The 15,877-nt window shown below is 52.3% G+C and carries 10 protein-coding genes and 1 tRNA gene; 9 read left to right on the top strand and 2 right to left on the bottom strand.

The window, feature by feature from the left end; genetic code table 11:
• Positions 1-720 precede the first annotated feature (720 nt).
• From ABJF76_RS04620 to ABJF76_RS04595, 6 genes are all read left to right on the top strand, one after another.
• Positions 721-3,048 (top strand): class I SAM-dependent DNA methyltransferase, encoded by a 2,328-nt coding sequence (locus tag ABJF76_RS04620; protein WP_348504000.1) that lies wholly within the window; start codon positions 721-723, stop codon positions 3,046-3,048.
• A gap of 4 nt (positions 3,049-3,052) precedes the next feature.
• Complete coding sequence (locus tag ABJF76_RS04615; protein WP_348503999.1) at positions 3,053-4,885, top strand: DUF262 domain-containing protein; 1,833 nt, start codon at positions 3,053-3,055, stop codon at positions 4,883-4,885.
• Complete coding sequence (locus ABJF76_RS04610) at positions 4,885-6,186, top strand: restriction endonuclease subunit S (protein WP_348503998.1); 1,302 nt, start codon at positions 4,885-4,887, stop codon at positions 6,184-6,186. The genes ABJF76_RS04615 and ABJF76_RS04610 overlap by 1 nt, the downstream gene beginning before the upstream one ends.
• A gap of 141 nt (positions 6,187-6,327) precedes the next feature.
• On the top strand, positions 6,328-9,183 hold the full coding sequence (locus ABJF76_RS04605; protein WP_413822518.1) for a type I restriction endonuclease subunit R: 2,856 nt from the start codon (positions 6,328-6,330) through the stop codon (positions 9,181-9,183).
• A 434-nt stretch (positions 9,184-9,617) separates the two neighbouring features.
• Positions 9,618-10,253, top strand: a complete 636-nt coding sequence (locus ABJF76_RS04600) for a recombinase family protein (RefSeq protein WP_348503996.1) — start codon at positions 9,618-9,620, stop codon at positions 10,251-10,253.
• Between the two features lie 482 nt (positions 10,254-10,735).
• The gene (locus ABJF76_RS04595; protein ID WP_348503995.1) at positions 10,736-12,058 is read left to right on the top strand and encodes a hypothetical protein; all 1,323 of its coding nucleotides are present in this window, start codon (positions 10,736-10,738) and stop codon (positions 12,056-12,058) included.
• Between the two features lie 219 nt (positions 12,059-12,277).
• Here the strand turns inward: ABJF76_RS04595 and ABJF76_RS04590 are convergent, their stop codons facing one another.
• Together ABJF76_RS04590 and ABJF76_RS04585 are read right to left on the bottom strand one after the other, a co-directional pair.
• A complete protein-coding gene (locus tag ABJF76_RS04590) occupies positions 12,278-13,615 on the bottom strand; it encodes a DUF6538 domain-containing protein (protein ID WP_413819371.1) in 1,338 nt (445 codons plus the stop codon).
• A 75-nt stretch (positions 13,616-13,690) separates the two neighbouring features.
• Positions 13,691-13,780 (bottom strand) — tRNA-Ser (locus ABJF76_RS04585).
• A gap of 170 nt (positions 13,781-13,950) precedes the next feature.
• On the opposite strand from ABJF76_RS04585, the gene ABJF76_RS04580 reads away from it, so the two are divergent.
• From ABJF76_RS04580 to rplU, 3 genes are all read left to right on the top strand, one after another.
• Positions 13,951-14,778 carry a DUF2059 domain-containing protein gene (locus ABJF76_RS04580; RefSeq protein ID WP_413819370.1) on the top strand — a complete coding sequence of 276 codons (828 nt, stop codon included), beginning with the start codon at positions 13,951-13,953 and terminating at the stop codon, positions 14,776-14,778.
• On the top strand, positions 14,775-15,554 hold the full coding sequence (locus tag ABJF76_RS04575; protein ID WP_348503992.1) for a DUF2059 domain-containing protein: 780 nt from the start codon (positions 14,775-14,777) through the stop codon (positions 15,552-15,554). Before ABJF76_RS04580 ends, ABJF76_RS04575 begins: the two co-directional genes overlap by 4 nt.
• A 191-nt stretch (positions 15,555-15,745) precedes the next feature.
• Positions 15,746-15,877, top strand: a 132-nt coding sequence (rplU, locus tag ABJF76_RS04570) for a 50S ribosomal protein L21 (RefSeq protein ID WP_413822519.1), incomplete at its 3' end; no start/stop codon positions are given.

Here is a 15,877-nt window from a genome sequence, read left to right as displayed (position 1 = left end):
GCCTTTGAAACAACAAAGCCGCCCTTCGGGGCGGCTTTTTCATTTTGTTGTGACAATTGAGCGATCTTCACCGTCTTGTTCTCAGTGCTGAAAGAAAACTCAAGGAGACAATCAAATTCCAAATGGTGGGTGAAATGGGGGGCGCTCGATGCAAAGAGCCATCCAACCAATTGAGATAAAACTGATAAATTAGGATGGATGGCGGAGAGACAGGGATTCGAGGGGAGTTTAAAAAGGGAAACTAAAACAACACGTTAACGAAGGGGTATCCTCTCCAATATGCGCCCTATATCCTCCAGTCGATGGAGTGGATAAAGCCCTAGCGAAGTTGATGGACCTAGCCGAAGTGCCTGAGGGTGTCGCGGCGGATATCTTGGGGTATCAGACGAGAACCATGAGTTACGGCGTGTAATCAGGCGATAACTCGATGGAGCAAAAGCGCGAGGCGGTCATAAAGTTGGACTTTGGGTTGGACCGGTCAATCAGCGATTGACGCTTGCGCTACTGTTTGGATGGGCGGAACCGGATATTCGTCGGCTCATTTGCTCCACACGCTCGAGATTTTGCCTATCGAGGAAGCCAAACTCCTAGTTTCATTACCAACGCGATAGAAATGAGCGGCACCCAACTGATGGAATTCATTTCACTTTGGGCCGCCTTGAGCTACCAAGAGCTGTAAAATTTAGAGCGGTTGCACCACCAAGGGAAGATTGAGAAGTAATGGACCACACTGCACACAATAAGATTGTAAGTTTCATTTGGTCCATCGCTGATGACTGTCTTCGGGATGTATTCGTTCGCGGCAAATATCGCGATGTGATCCTTCCGATGTTCGTGCTCCGTCGGTTGGATTGCTTGTTAGAGCCAACTAAACAGGCTGTACGCGAGGAAATGAAATTCCAAACCGAGGATGCTGGGTTGACCGAATTGGACCCCGCCGGGATGCGTGATGCATCAGGCTATGTATTTTACAACACGTCGGAGTGGATGCTGAAGTCACTTCTAGGTAACCCGTCACAGCTTGAAGCAAATATGGATGACTACATCAATGGTTTCAGTGAAAACGTAAAAGAGATCATCGAGAATTTTGACCTGCGGACCCAGATACGCAAGATGATCGCAGCTGACGTTCTGTTCGATGTTATCGAAAAATACGTCGCCGAGGACGTCAATCTGACCCCGCACGACAAACGTGGTCCTGACGGGCGTGTTCAGCCGGGGTTGTCTAACCTAGGCATGGGGTATGTCTTCGAAGAGCTAATCCGTAAGTTCAACGAAGAAAACAACGAAGAAGCCGGGGAACACTTTACGCCCAGAGAGGTCATCAAACTGATGACACACTTGCTGTTTGATCCGGTGAAAGGCAACTTACCGCCGGTGTTGACCGTTTTCGATCCGGCGTGTGGATCGGGTGGAATGCTGACCGAGGCACAGAATTTCATCATCGATCCGGATGGCGGCATAAAATCATCTGCCGATGTTTACATTTTCGGCAAAGAAGTGAACCCAGAGACCTTCGCGATCTGCAAATCCGACATGATGATCAAAGGGAACAACCCCGAAAACATCAAACTGGGGTCGACTCTGGCGACTAACGAGTTCTCATCGATGACGTTCGACTTCATGCTGTCCAACCCGCCATACGGCAAGTCATGGAAAACCGATCTGAAGTTCATCAAAGATGGTAAGGATGTATTGGACGCGCGATTCAAAATCGATCTTGCTGGATACGATGGCACCATCGAGACGTGCGATGCGACCCCGCGTTCATCTGACGGTCAACTCCTGTTCCTGATGGAGATGGTGGATAAGATGCGCAAGCTGAAGGATAGCCCTGCTGGTTCGCGGATTGCATCAGTTCACAATGGATCATCCTTGTTCACCGGTGATGCAGGGGGAGGGGAAAGCAATATCCGCCGCCACTTGATCGAAAATGATATGGTTGAGGCGATCATCCAGCTTCCCAACAACCTGTTCTACAACACAGGGATCACCACCTACATTTGGGTTGTGACGAACAAAAAGCCGACCCACAGGCAAGGCAAGGTGCAACTAATAAACGCATCGGAGATGTATACCAAACGGCGCAAAAATCTTGGTGAAAAGAATTGCGATCTGGCGGATGAACACATCAACACCATCACTGATCATTTTATGCGTTTGTCGGACGACGGAGTATCCAAGGTCTTCGACAACGCCGATCTCGGCTATCACAAGGTTACCGTTGAACGCCCCCTTCGTAAGATGGCGCAATTCACACCTGAACGCATTGCGACACTACGGTTTACTTCTGGCTTGCAAGAAATCATGGGCTGGGTTTGGGAACGCTATGGCGAGGATGTTTACACCAACCTCAAGGGCCATCGCGAAGCCATTGAGGATTACATCGAACGCGAAGAGATCACTCTAACACCCAAAAACCGTAAAGCCTTGCTGGATCCCAAGACATGGTCGACCCAGCGGGAGATCATGGAAGAAGCGGCGAGGCTCATGACCAGTATCGGGCAGGAAGTCAGTGATGATTTCAACACATTCACCGCTGCGGTCGATGCTGACCTGAAATCCCGCAAGGTCAAGTTGGTCGCGGCTCAAAAGAGCCAAATCCTGAATGCCGTGTCGTGGCGTGATGAAGAGGCAAAGAAGGTCATCAAGAAGCTGCACAAGTTGAACGCCGAGAAGTTGGCGGCTTTGATGTCCAAACTGGATGCCACCCAGGACACCATGCAGGATCATGGGTATTGGCCCACCGGCGAATCTGGCGAATATACTGAATACGAATCCGACAGCGAGTTGCGGGACAGTGAGAACGTGCCGCTGAAAGTTAGTATCCACGCCTATTTCCTGCGAGAGGTACGGCCCCATGTGGACGATGCCTGGCTCGATATCACATCGGTCAAGATCGGCTATGAAATCAGCTTCAACCGCTACTTCTACCAGCATAAACCACTGCGGGAATTGGATGATGTCGCACGGGATATCCTCGCGTTGGAAAAAGAAACCGACGGTCTGTTGAAGCGTCTGGTGAACCTGACATCGGTAGAAGGCTGATCAGATGCAAGAAATTAAGGGCTATGACCGCTCCATCCAAGAACTACTGTCAGGTGGTAGCTACGGCATCGACTACTACCAACGGGAATACAAATGGGGCCGCAAACAGCTTCAGGAACTCGTGGATGACCTGACGGGGCGTTTCTTCGACAGCTATCAGCCGGGGGATGCCTCGAAAGAAGTGGCCCACTATGGGCACTATTTCCTCGGCTCAATCGTGGTCAGCCAGAACGATGACATCAGGCACATCGTTGACGGTCAACAGCGGATGACATCCCTATCGATCTTGCTGATCTACCTGAACAATCTTCAGCAAGGCCAAGACAAAACAGTATCCATCCAATCCATGATCTACGCCGATGACTTTGGCGAAAAGAAATTCAAGATGGATGTGCCAGAACGCAACGATTGCATGGAGGCGTTGTTCAACAATACGCCTTTCAACACCGACGGCGCATCTGAGTCGGTGCGAAACCTGACAGCTCGTTACCAAGACCTCGGCGAACTCTTCCCCGAAGAACTTCAAGGCGATGCATTGCCCCTGTTCATCTACTGGCTGATGCGAAAGGTGAAGCTGATCGAAATCATCGCCTACGCGGACGAGGATGCCTACACGATCTTCGAGACCATGAACGACCGTGGACTGTCACTGACGCCGAGCGACATGCTCAAGGGTTACCTGTTGGCCAACATCGATAACGCCGAAAAGCGGCTTGAAGCAGACAAACTCATCAAGAAATATCTGGCGCTATTTGCGGAACACGGCAAGGAAACTGACTCCGATTTCTTCAAGGCGTGGCTGCGGTCGCAATACGCCCAAAAGATCAGGGAGCGGAAAAAGGACGCCAAACCTGAAGATTTCGACCTGATCGGCACCGAATACCATCGCTGGATCAGAAACCACTCTGCCGACCTGGGGCTAAACCATGGCAGTGATTTTCACCAATTCGTCATGCAGAACTTCCGCTACTACGCTGCACTCTACCTGCGGCTCTTGGACGCTGCCAGCACCCGTCAGGACGGGTTGGAGTCTGTCCGCTATGTCGCCGACGCAGGCTTCACGCTACAGCACCATATCACGCTCGCCGCCGTCACGCCCGAGGATGACAAGGCGACCGCAACGGTCAAGGTCGGAGTGGTCGCTGACTTCCTCGACAGCTGGCTGAACCTGCGGTTCTGGAACTACAAATCCAACAGCTATTCCACCATGTCCTATGCCGTGTTTCTGGTGATTCAGAAAATCCGTGGCCAGTCGTTGGCATCGGTCCGAACTATCCTGCACGACCAACTCCAACACGAAATGGCTGAGATCGACTTCTCCCAACCGGTTCACCTCAATCAGTTCACCTCCAAGGCGATCCACCGCCAACTCGCCCGCTTTACTGATTGGTTGGAACAGCAATCAGGGGTTCCGGGCAAATACGAAGACTACATCGTCCGGTCAGGTAAGAACGCCTATGAGGTCGAACATATCTGGGCCAACCACTATGACCGGTTCGCGGATGAGTTTGACCAGCAGGGCGACTTTGACCGCACCCGAAATCACATCGGTGGGCTGCTGCTGTTGCCCAAAAAGATCAACGCCAGCCTGAACGACATGACTTATGAGGAGAAACTGCCGCATTACCTCAAGGCCAATGCATTGACCCAATCGCTGCATGAGGCGTTCTACGACAACAATCCCGGCTTCAAACAAACGTTGAAGACCCATGGGCTGAAGTTCAAACCCTATGAGGAATTCGGGCCAAAGGAGATGACCAAACGGTCCAAGCTTTATTGCAAACTAGCAGACCTGATCTGGTCGCCGGATCGTTTGCTTGACGAGGGTGCTCCGTGATGTTGGATCAAAAATCCAGATACGACAGCTACAAAGATAGCGGAGAAATTTGGCTCGGTGACATCCCATCGGATTGGAGCCTTGAATGCATCCGCGCTGTGACTGAACTCAAGAGCAAACGGGGTGAACCTGATTTGCCCGTGCTGTCCGTCTATCGCGATTACGGGGTCATCCTAAAAGACTCTCGTGATGACAACCACAACGCCACCTCGTTGGACACGTCGAACTACAAGGTGGTCGAGCCGGGTGATCTGGTTGTCAACAAGATGAAGGCTTGGCAAGGTTCTATGGGCGTTAGCGCATTTGATGGCATCGTGAGCCCAGCGTACATCACGTGTCGAACCGACCCATCAAAGATTGCCCCGCGTTTTTTGCATTACACGCTGCGGAGCCAGCCGTTTATCGCGGTCTATAACTCGCTGTCATACGGTGTGCGAATTGGCCAGTGGGACATGCACTATGATGACTTCAAAAATATCCCGCTGGCGTATCCAGACATCGACACCCAGAACCGGATCGTAAGTTTTCTTGACGAAAAAACCGCTGAGATTGATGCGGCGATTGAGAAGAAGCGGCGGTTGATCGATCTGCTGAACGAGCAGAAGGCCATCCTGATCAACCGTGCGGTCACCAAGGGCCTGAACCCCGACGCCCCCATGAAAGACAGCGGCGTAGACTGGATCGGCGAGATACCAGCGTATTGGAAGATTGTACCTTTGATGGCTGTGTCAGAAGTGATTGACCCGAACCCAAGCCACCGCAATCCAGAATATGTGGATGAAGGTTTCCCATTCATATCAACCCAAGAGTTTAAGGGTTGGGACGAAATAGAAATTGATACTCCACGTCGAGTTTCCGAGAAGATTGTGATAGAGCAAGAAGGACGTTGCCGGTTCAGATCGGGATCAATCGTCTTTTCGCGAAAGGGCACAATCGGCGCGACAAGGGTTTTGCCCTTCGGTGTAAGGTTAGGGATTCTAGACTCGCTTTGTGTCATTAACCCTAAAAATGGTGTCACACCTGAGTTTCTAGTTGGAACGCTTGGGGCAGACTATTTGTCTGCACAATATGGGCCGACTGTAAAAGGTGCTGCGCTTCCGCAACTAAGCGTTGGTCGAGTCAGAGCACTAAAAATTATCTTACCACCAGATGACGAGCAGATCACCATCCAGGTCGAACTAGCTACGCTCAAGGCTGAGCATCATCGCCTGGACGAGATTGTAAAAAGAGAAATTAGCACCCTCAACGAATTCAAACAAACCCTGATCGCCAATGCGGTCACGGGCAAAATCAAGATTTAAGTTAGGTATGTAGCCATGGTCAGTGAAACGAGTGAGAAAGCCCTAGAAGACCTGATCGAGGCCGCGTTCCTTTGTGAAGTTGATGGTGATCCGACGGAGTTCATCAAGGGCAACAACGCCGATTTCGACGCTGACCTCGCCATGGATACCGTGCAGCTTTGGGCGTTCCTTGAGGCCACGCAATCCGATGAACTCGACAAACTGCGCACCCGTCAGAACTGGCAACGCATCGTGCTGGAACGGCTGGATCGTAAGATCAAAAAGGACGGTGTACTGACGGTCCTGAAGAAGGGTCTCAGCGTTGATGATGCGCACCTCAAGCTGCTCTACCGTCTGCCTTACAACACCAAAACACCCGAGGTGACGCGCCTGTTTGAGGCCAACATCTTCTCGGTCACTCGGCAGGTCTATTTCTCTACCACCGACAGCAATCCGTCCGTGGACATGGTGTTGTTCATCAATGGTCTGCCCGTGGTGTCGATGGAGTTGAAACAACCGTGGAAGGGGCAGAACGTTTCTCATGCCCGTAAGCAGTACCAACAACGCGATCACCGAGAGCCGCTGTTCCAGTTCGGTCGTTGCTTGGTGCATTTCGCAGTGGATACCGACGAAGTTTTCATGGCCACGAAGCTGTCGGGCAAGAGCACGTTTTTCCTGCCGTTCAACAAGGGGGATGGCCACGGCAAGGGTAACCCGATCAACCCCACCGGCCACAAGTCCGCCTATCTATGGGAAGAGGTGCTGACACGGCATAGCCTGACCAACATCATCGAACACTTCGCCAAATTGGTTGAGGAAGAAGACCCCGACACCGGTAAAAAGAAGAAGACGTTGTTCTTTCCACGGTACCACCAGATGGACGTGGTGCGGCAAGTGTTGGCCGATGTGCGTGACCACGGGGTTGGGCAACGGTATCTGATCCAGCATTCGGCAGGATCGGGAAAATCGAACTCCATCACATGGTTAGGCTATCAGCTAACCGAAACCTTTGACGCTGCTGGTGAACAAAACCTATTCGACAGCGTGATCGTGGTCACGGACCGGCGCATTCTGGATAAGCAGTTAAAGGATAACATCCGGGCGTTTTCCGAGGTGAAGAATGTCGTGGCCCATGCGTTTAGCTCTGCTGAGTTGAAGAGCGCGTTGGAGAACGGCAAGAAGCTGATCATCACGACGATTCAAAAGTTTCCACATATCTTGGATGGCATCACCGATCTAACCGACCGCAAGTTCGCCGTGATCATCGACGAAGCGCACTCCTCGCAATCTGGCAGTGCCGCTGATAAAATGAACGAAGCCATTAGCGGTAGTGGGGATGAAGAAGAGCCTGAGGACTTGCAGGACAAGATTCTCGCCGCGATGGAAGCTCGGAAGATGGGCCCGAACGCATCGTTTTTTGCGTTTACAGCAACGCCCAAGAACACCACGCTGGAACGGTTCGGTCGCCCCAACAGCGATGGTAAGTTTGTGCCGTTCCACCTGTATTCGATGAAGCAGGCGATTGAGGAAGGGTTCATCCTCGACGTGTTGAAGAACTACACGACCTTCAAAAGTTATTATGAGCTTCAGAAGTCGGTCGAGGGCAACCCCGAGTTCAACACGAAGAAGGCCCAGAGCAAGCTACGGGCATACGTGGAAGCGGATGCCACGACGATTAAGACCAAGGCGGGCATCATGCTCGATCACTTTGAGCAGAACGTGGTGCGCACCAAAAAACTGAAGGGCAAGGCCAAAGCAATGGTGGTCACTCGCAACATCGAATCCGCGATCCGCTACTACATGGCTCTGCGAGAGGCGCTGAGCACCGCTGGGAACCCCTACAGGCCGTTGGTGGCATTTACGGGCAAGAAGTTGATTGATGGTGTGGAACACACTGAGGACACGTTGAACGGCTTCCCCGGTGGTGACATTCCCAAGAAATTCAAAACCGATGAGTATCGCATACTGGTCGTGGCGAACAAATTCCTGACCGGGTTCGACGAGCCGATGCTGACCACGATGTATGTGGACAAAAAGCTGCAACACGTGTTGGCGGTGCAGGCTCTGTCGCGTTTGAACCGATGCAACAACAAGCTGGGCAAGGAAGAAACCTTCATCCTCGATTTCCACAACACGGTTGAAGACATCAAGGATGCGTTCGATCCGTTTTACACATCGACCGCGTTGAGCGAACCAACTGATGTGAACGTGCTACATGACCTGAAGGATGCGCTGGACGATACCGGCATCTATGACTGGCCCGAAGTGATCCAGTTTAACGCGAAATTCTTTGCTTCGGTCGATGCTGATCAGTTGTCACCGATGCTCGATACAGTTGCAGAGCGGTTTGATGATTTGGTCGAGGAGCAAAAGCCCGACATCAAGATCAAGGCAAAGCAATTCGTTAAAATCTATGCTCAGGTGGCCTGTATCATCCCATTCACCTCCGCGGATTGGGAAATGTTGCATTGGTTTCTGAAATTCCTGATCCCCAAGCTAAAAGTTAAAGACCCAGATGAGGACGAGATCAACGGATTGCTCGAAAGCGTGGACTTGACCACCTATGGGCTGGAACGCGTCAAGATTGGCTATGCTATTGGACTGGAAGACTCGGATAGTGAGTTGGAGCCACCCAACCCGAACCCACGCGGTACCCATGATGATCCAGAGAAAGATCCCCTCGATCTAATCATCGCGGCATTCAACGAACGCTATTTCACCGGTTGGGATGCCACGCCGGAAGAGCAGCGGGTGAAGCTTGTCAATATACTAAGGCATGCGATGGCTGACCCCGCATTCCAAGACAAGGTTGTGGGTAACCCCGATCAGCAAAACCGGCGGATTGCCAGTGAGGCATTGTTCGAAAAGGCGATGCGGAGCGAACGCCGTCGTGAAATCGACCTATACAAAAAATATGCGTCCGACGATGATTTTAAGCGCGGTATGCATGATGCGCTGTTGCGTATGATGGAGCATGTGTTGAAATCAGAAGTTGGCTCAAGCCAAATACGCCAATGAATGCAACGTACGACCCGTTAGATTTCGTCTTGACGTACAAAGATCCCGCGAAACCGCGCTCTAGCTGCTTAATTCATAAATACTTCATGAGACTAATCGCCACTAAGTATTGGGGCAAAAATGTGAGTGACCTAAAACGTGTCCCTTCCGTCGCCGACTCCCCCCGTGCCACCACTGGTCCACTGAAAGATATTCAAGCCCACCAGATATACATCGGCATCAAGATGGGTCGGATTGTTAGGGGATAAGCTCCGCGGCAGGCTCTCGAACTGTAATGGCGTTTGACGCGCTGATCTAGAATACTCGTGGTGTCCGTAGGGGGATAGCTTGACATACACCCATGAGCAGCCCGCTTTATGTGTCCATGAGGGTTGATTTTCAGCCATGGACATGCATATTTGCGGACAGAACCACCATGGACAGGACAGCACCACATGACACAGACCGTTTTCTATGCCCGCGTCAGCACCGCAGATCAAAGCCTTGATCACCAGATTAATCAAGCGAAGGCCTCAGGGTACACCATCGACCACGTCGTGTCTGACCATGGCGTGTCAGGCGTCAGTACCGCGTTATCAGAGCGGCCCGAAGGCAAGCGCCTGTTCGATATGCTGCGCAAGGGCGACACTCTGGTAATCCGCTGGGTGGACCGTTTGGGGCGCAACTACACTGACGTTACCGACACGATCCGACTGTTCATCCGCCAAGGTGTCACCGTGCGCACCGTGATCAACGGATTGACCTTCGATGGCACGCCAAGTGACCCCATGCAAGAGGCCGTGAGAGACGCTCTGATTGCCTTCATGGCTGCAACGGCACAGGCTCAGGCGGAGGCGACCAAGGAGGCTCAGAGAGCCGGAATTGAGGCAGCAAAGGCCAAGCCTGATCGATATCGCGGGGGCAAACCCACCTATGATCGGACCAAGATGGAAACTGTTCAAGACCAGCTCGCGACGGGTGCGACGGTATCAGCCACTGCAAGAGATACCGGGCTGACCCGTCAGACCATCTTAAGGATACGTGACAAGCCTGAGCATGCTGAAGCAGCCCTTGCTCGGTGGGGTATGTAGCCCATTGCAACAATAACCTTCATATTAGATTTGCCGTAAGCACACTGTTCGCGGCCTTTTCTACAATCGGATCATCTCAAGCCAATAGGGACCTCCCTAGATACGACGTGAACTTGATTACCACTGACCCTTGATAGACAAAAACGTCTTGAAGGCTGGTCTGGCTATGCTTGGTGCCTAAACTGTTTATGACGTCTTTTCAGGCCCACCCATGATATGGTGAAAAGTCGATACGGCTTAGTACCGTCCTCCTGCGATGATCGGCTTTGCGCTTGATACTTCGTATCTAGCTCAGAAAATACTACTCTTTCTTTAAGGGTCAACCATCAAAATAGAACGTAAGCTATTGTAATATAATGGCTTTGATGGAGGTTGATCTCAAGCTGTCGCGTTTCTGAATAACGAAAACACGACAACGGCTCCCTCTACATCTGCGGAACAAGCCCTCGCAGGCAAATCTGCTCAATCATGAAAGAACTGACATGACCAACGTCACAGTCATCGACACCATTATGGGTGCCGGTAAAACCTCCTATATCATCGAACACATGAACCGTACCAACGTCGAAACCATGTTTGATGGGTCGCAACGCCGCTTCATCTACGTCACACCCTTGTTGGATGAAGTTGAACGGGTCAAACAGGCTTGCCCAGACCTTAGCTTCAAGGACCCAAAACCCGTCCATGGTCGCAAGTACTTCGGACTCCAGAAGCTCATTGACGACCGTGAGAACATCGCCACAACCCATGAGTTGTTCAAGATGCTGACACAGGATACCCGCCGCGCCTTATTGAAGGCCAATTACACGTTGGTCATCGATGAAGTACTGACCTGCTGTGATATCTACGGCGGCCTGACCAAGGACGATCAAGACGATCTATTCCAATCAGGCAAGATGTACGTTGATGATATCACGAACCGGTTGCGCTGGAACCATGATGACCATGGTCAATACGAGGGCAAGTTCTCTCCGATTAAGCACCTCTGCGACAATGGCAATCTGGCATCTTACGCTGACGGGAAACGTGGGAAACGCCTGATGATCTGGCAGTTCCCAACTGAGTTCCTTGAGTGCTTTGAACAAACCTACGTGCTCACGTACCTGTTCGAAGGGTCTCCAATGCGGTCTTACCTCAAGGCCGAACGTGTATCGTTCGAGATGAAGGCTGTCTCGGGGGACTGGGAGAACGGGTATCGGTTGGTATGTTGGCATGACCACAACGAAGCAGAGATCAAAGCTAGCATCCGAGAATTGGTCAATGTGTATGAAGGGCGTGGGAATGACATCGGCACTCAGGTGCGCAATGAGCAGCCTCTGTCGTCCTCGTGGTTCAAGAGGGCAGATGCGGCCACGTTGGCGCGGCTTAGAGGGAACACAGTCACGTTTTTCAAAAACCACGCCAAAACCCGCTCGCGAGAGAACGCATGGACAACCTTTAAGTCTCACCGCACAGAACTAAAAGGCGCAGCATACTCTGGTCCGGGATGTTGGATTCCGCTGAATACCAAAGCGACCAACGCCTTTGCGCATAAGCGATCAATGGCTTACCTAGCCAATCGTTTCTCCTTACCTGTCTTGCGCAACTTCTTCACCAAGAAGGGGATCGAAGTGAACGATGATCTCTTTGCAATCTCAGAGATGGTCCAAGTCCTTTGGCGAACGGCGATCAGAAACGGCGAGCCAGTGCATCTTTACATCCCTAGTGAACGTATGCGCGGCTTGTTCAAGGCATGGCTTCATGCCGACAGCACGACAGAACTCTGCAATCAACTTCGGCGTCTTCCCGTCAGGCTTGCAGCATGATCAAATGTCCTCGCCCAAGTGGCGGGGGCAAAACCAAGCCCACTCTCTCAGTGCAGGTATTTCGATTTGTCTCTACTTCCCCACCTTTTTTGGCAAGCGACCGTCATTGGGTGCGTCGTTTAGGTTGAAATCTAAGGTTCTCCCAGCCCCAACTCGAAGCAAATATACCAAATACGACCCCGCCAACGGTCTCACGTTGCCCTGTTTCAAATCCACCCATCAACCGGAGTTTGAGACACCATGCACAAATTCGAAAGACAGCCTCTCCATGGCTTCCCTACGCACTTTCAGGCTTGGCCCAGAACCATAGTTCCCAGCCACGTCACCCGACGCATGACCCATGATGAAATCATTTACTTCTTTGGAAACCCCAGCGTCCCTCAGCATGTCCTTGAAGTTGCCACGCAGGGAGTGAACCACTTTCGTCTTGTCGTCCGTCACACGACGTATCAGTGGCATCAACGCTTTAGATGCAGAGGCTTGGGCTTTCCCATCTTTGTCGCGGGTGAACTCGGGGAACATCTGACCTGTTTTGCCTGTAGTGATCCAACCCAAGCAGGAATGGACAGGCACCCGGCGCTGTGAGCCTTTGTTCTTCACGATGGAATTGGTGAGATCGAAATATACAACGCCTTGTGCCTTGTCTTCTTTGACGTCCTCCCAATTCAGCAAGGCAGCTTCGTCAAGGCGCATTCCGGTTGTTGTCAAGATGGACAAAAGAGACCTCAAGTGATCGGACATAGGCTGCGCAAACAGCTTGGACAATTCATCTTCCATAAATGCCGCGTAGCTCTGTTTTGCTCTGCCGACTTTTTTGTCCAGCACGAGGCCGACAAAGACGTTTGATGGCACCCAGCCTTTGCGCACCGCATGATCAAACATCCGCTTCACATAGCTGATCTTCTTGGTAATCGTTTTGCGGCTCTTCGACTGCCCAAGGTGTTCTGCGTATTGGTGGATTAGGACGGCATTGATTTCGGACAGAGCGATATCACCTCCAAAGTCCTGAAACTGCTTGAGAGACAACTCACAGTCACGCTTGGTTTTCTCTGGTTCGTAAGGATTGGTTGCGAGGTATTCTTCCACTGCGACAGAGTAATAGACCGCACCAGAGGCAACTGTTCCTTGGACTTGCTGCGCTTTCCACTTTCGGTAGACCTCAAGCGCTTTCTCACCGCCTCCATGAACCAGATCGACCGCGCTTTCGTCAGGGTCTCTCTCTGGATCGTGAGTGTCCTCCGCGTACTTGTTGGACATGATCAGCCCCTCAAGATCTCCGTTATCTTCCAAGCGTTGGACCTCGTCAGCATCGCCAATCCAACCAAGAAGATCGCTGATCACGTCACGGATGTCAGGCTTGCAATCGTCAAGCTGGGCATAGAGTTCCGCTGAAATGTTGTGCTGACGGCGCTTGGCGTCTTGCAGATCACGGGTGCCGGTAGATCGTTTGAGTTGCTTACGCCCATTGAAATGTTCGCGAAGTTCAGTCGGTACCGTCAGCAGGACATAGTATTTACCCTTGTTCAGAGCCAAGGATGTAGCAGGGTATTCAGACACTCGTATCCTCCAAAGTATCCTCCGTGAGATACTCCAAGTGTCTAATATATTGAGAAAAAACACAATAAAGGATTGTGGCGGAGAGACAGGGATTCGAACCCTGGGAACCCGTAAAGGCTCAACGGTTTTCGAGACCGCCCCGTTCGACCACTCCGGCACCTCTCCGCGCTGTGTGGTGCGCCCAATTAGAACCATCGCGCCGCAAGGGCAAGGCACTTTTCGCTGAATTAGGCATACACGCTAAATTTGGTGGACCTTGTCGTCAAATTGCCTACCCTCTATCCGATAAAACCGACGGGCCCCTTGTGGACCGTACTGATCCTGAAAGGAATGACATGCGCGCAGTTCGAACCGCTTTCGCCGCTTTGATCTTTTGCCTGACGATGCCTGTGCTCGCTTTGGCCGCAGATCGTGCCAAGCTTGAAGAATTTTTAGAAGTCACCGGCTTTGATGTGGCCCTTGAAAGCATCCGCCTGTCCGCAGAAACCGCGCCGCAGATGCTCGGGTTTGAGGCCGAAGATTTTGGCACTGAATGGACGCGCCTGACCCAAGATGTGTTTTCCAACGACGTCATGCACGGCATTGCGTTGGATATTCTCGAAGAAACGCTTGAGGACGATCTATTGACCCATGCGTCGGACTTTTACGCCACTGATCTGGGCAAACGTTTGGTGATTGTCGAAAACGCCTCGCATTTGAGCGAAGAAGAAGCGCTGAAACAAGAAAGCGGCGAGTCTATTATTCAGGGGCTTACGCGGCTCGAAAGCCCGCGCTTGACCTATCTTGAGCGGATGAACAAAGCCTCGGACAGCGCGGGCACGGCGGTGCGTGCGATCCAAGAAGTACAAGTTCGCTTTTTGTTGGCCGCAGCGGGCGCGGGCGTGATCGAGTTCCAGATGGACGAGGCTGATTTGCGCGAACTGCTGTCGACGGATCAAGACGCGATCAAAGCCGATATCGAGGCCGGTGCAATGATCGCGGCGGCTTACACCTATCAGTCGTTTTCGGATGCTGAGGTGCTTGAATATGTTGAAGCGTTAGAGAATCCCAAAATGCGACAGGTTTATGATTTGATGAATGCCGTTCAATATGAGGTGATGGCCAACCGCTTTGAGGCCTTGGCCGGCGCGATGCAGCGTCTACAGCCGAGCCAAGAACTATGAGGCGCGCGCTTTCCACCTTTGTCGCCTGTGTAGTGATGTCTGCCCAAGCGGCGTGGGCCAACCCCCAAGTGGATCAATTGGTCGACGCGATGGGCATGCCTGCTTTGGTCGATATCTTTGCGATCGAGGGGCAGGAGGCGGGCGTGACCTTGGACCAAGGGTTGCTGAACGGGCAGGGCGGGACCGTCTTTGCTGAAATGGTGCGCCAACTTTACGACCCTGCGCGGTTGCAACAAGAATTGCGCGCTGGCATGGCCGAGGCTTTAGACCCTGACGCCGCGGCGCAGGCGCTGTTGTTCTTTGAAAGCGAACTTGGCGCGCGGATCGTTGACTTGGAAATACAGGCGCGGCGCACGTTGATGGACAGCGCCCTTGAAGCCGCCGCCAAATCCGCGCCCTCTGCGCAAGGCGATGCGGTGTCAAATCTGTTGACAGTTCGCGACTTGGTTGAACGCAACTCTGACACCTCAATGCAGGCGCGCATCGCTTTTGTCGATGGCATGGCAGCTGTCACAGGACCACAAGACACGCCCGATTTTGATGCACAACGCGATGCGGTGCGCGCTGAAACCGAAAGCTGGTTGCGCGGCTATTATGCGCTTGCACAGTCCCCACTCAGTGCGGACGACATTGCGATTTACACCGCTTTTTGGGAAACAGACGTGGGCCAAGCGGTCGACGCCGCCGTCTTTGAAGCCTTTGGCGCCAGCTATACCACCCTGTCTTTTGCATTAGGGCAGGCGGTCGGCCGACTTTTGCCGCAAAACGAGTTGTAAGGGCGGCCAGCCCCCTTGACTTGCCACCCTGATCTGCACATAAGCGGCGCGTTGCCAGCCTGCACATCTGCGGGCTGGTTTTGATTTACATGACGCCCCAAAGGGCGCGCAGTCCGAGGCGGCACCCGATCTAAGGGGCCAAAACGCTGGGAAACCGGGGCCACACGACGCGGCAGAAAAAGGAAGACCATATGTTCGCGGTTCTGAAAACCGGCGGCAAACAGTACAAAGTTCAATCGGGCGACGTGCTCCGTATTGAAAAGCTGGCCGCAAATGCAGGTGACAAAGTTCAATTCAACACTGTGCTGATGATTGGTGGCGAC

The organism is Tateyamaria sp., from assembly GCF_039940735.1.
GTDB lineage: Bacteria > Pseudomonadota > Alphaproteobacteria > Rhodobacterales > Rhodobacteraceae > Tateyamaria.
The sequence above is the reverse complement of the archived record's forward strand: the minus strand, read 5'-3'. Positions and strand labels throughout refer to the sequence as shown.

Excerpts from the sequence above, each read along its gene's own strand:
- ABJF76_RS04595 (WP_348503995.1), top strand. The coding sequence starts at position 10,736 with ATGACCAACGTCACAGTCATCGACACCATTATGGGTGCCGGTAAAACC.
- ABJF76_RS04575 (WP_348503992.1), top strand. The coding sequence starts at position 14,775 with ATGAGGCGCGCGCTTTCCACCTTTGTCGCCTGTGTAGTGATGTCTGCC.
- ABJF76_RS04610 (WP_348503998.1), top strand. The coding sequence starts at position 4,885 with ATGTTGGATCAAAAATCCAGATACGACAGCTACAAAGATAGCGGAGAA.
- ABJF76_RS04600 (WP_348503996.1), top strand. The coding sequence starts at position 9,618 with ATGACACAGACCGTTTTCTATGCCCGCGTCAGCACCGCAGATCAAAGC.
- ABJF76_RS04580 (WP_413819370.1), top strand. The coding sequence starts at position 13,951 with ATGCGCGCAGTTCGAACCGCTTTCGCCGCTTTGATCTTTTGCCTGACG.
- ABJF76_RS04605 (WP_413822518.1), top strand. The coding sequence starts at position 6,328 with ATGGATACCGTGCAGCTTTGGGCGTTCCTTGAGGCCACGCAATCCGAT.
- ABJF76_RS04615 (WP_348503999.1), top strand. The coding sequence starts at position 3,053 with ATGCAAGAAATTAAGGGCTATGACCGCTCCATCCAAGAACTACTGTCA.
- ABJF76_RS04620 (WP_348504000.1), top strand. The coding sequence starts at position 721 with ATGGACCACACTGCACACAATAAGATTGTAAGTTTCATTTGGTCCATC.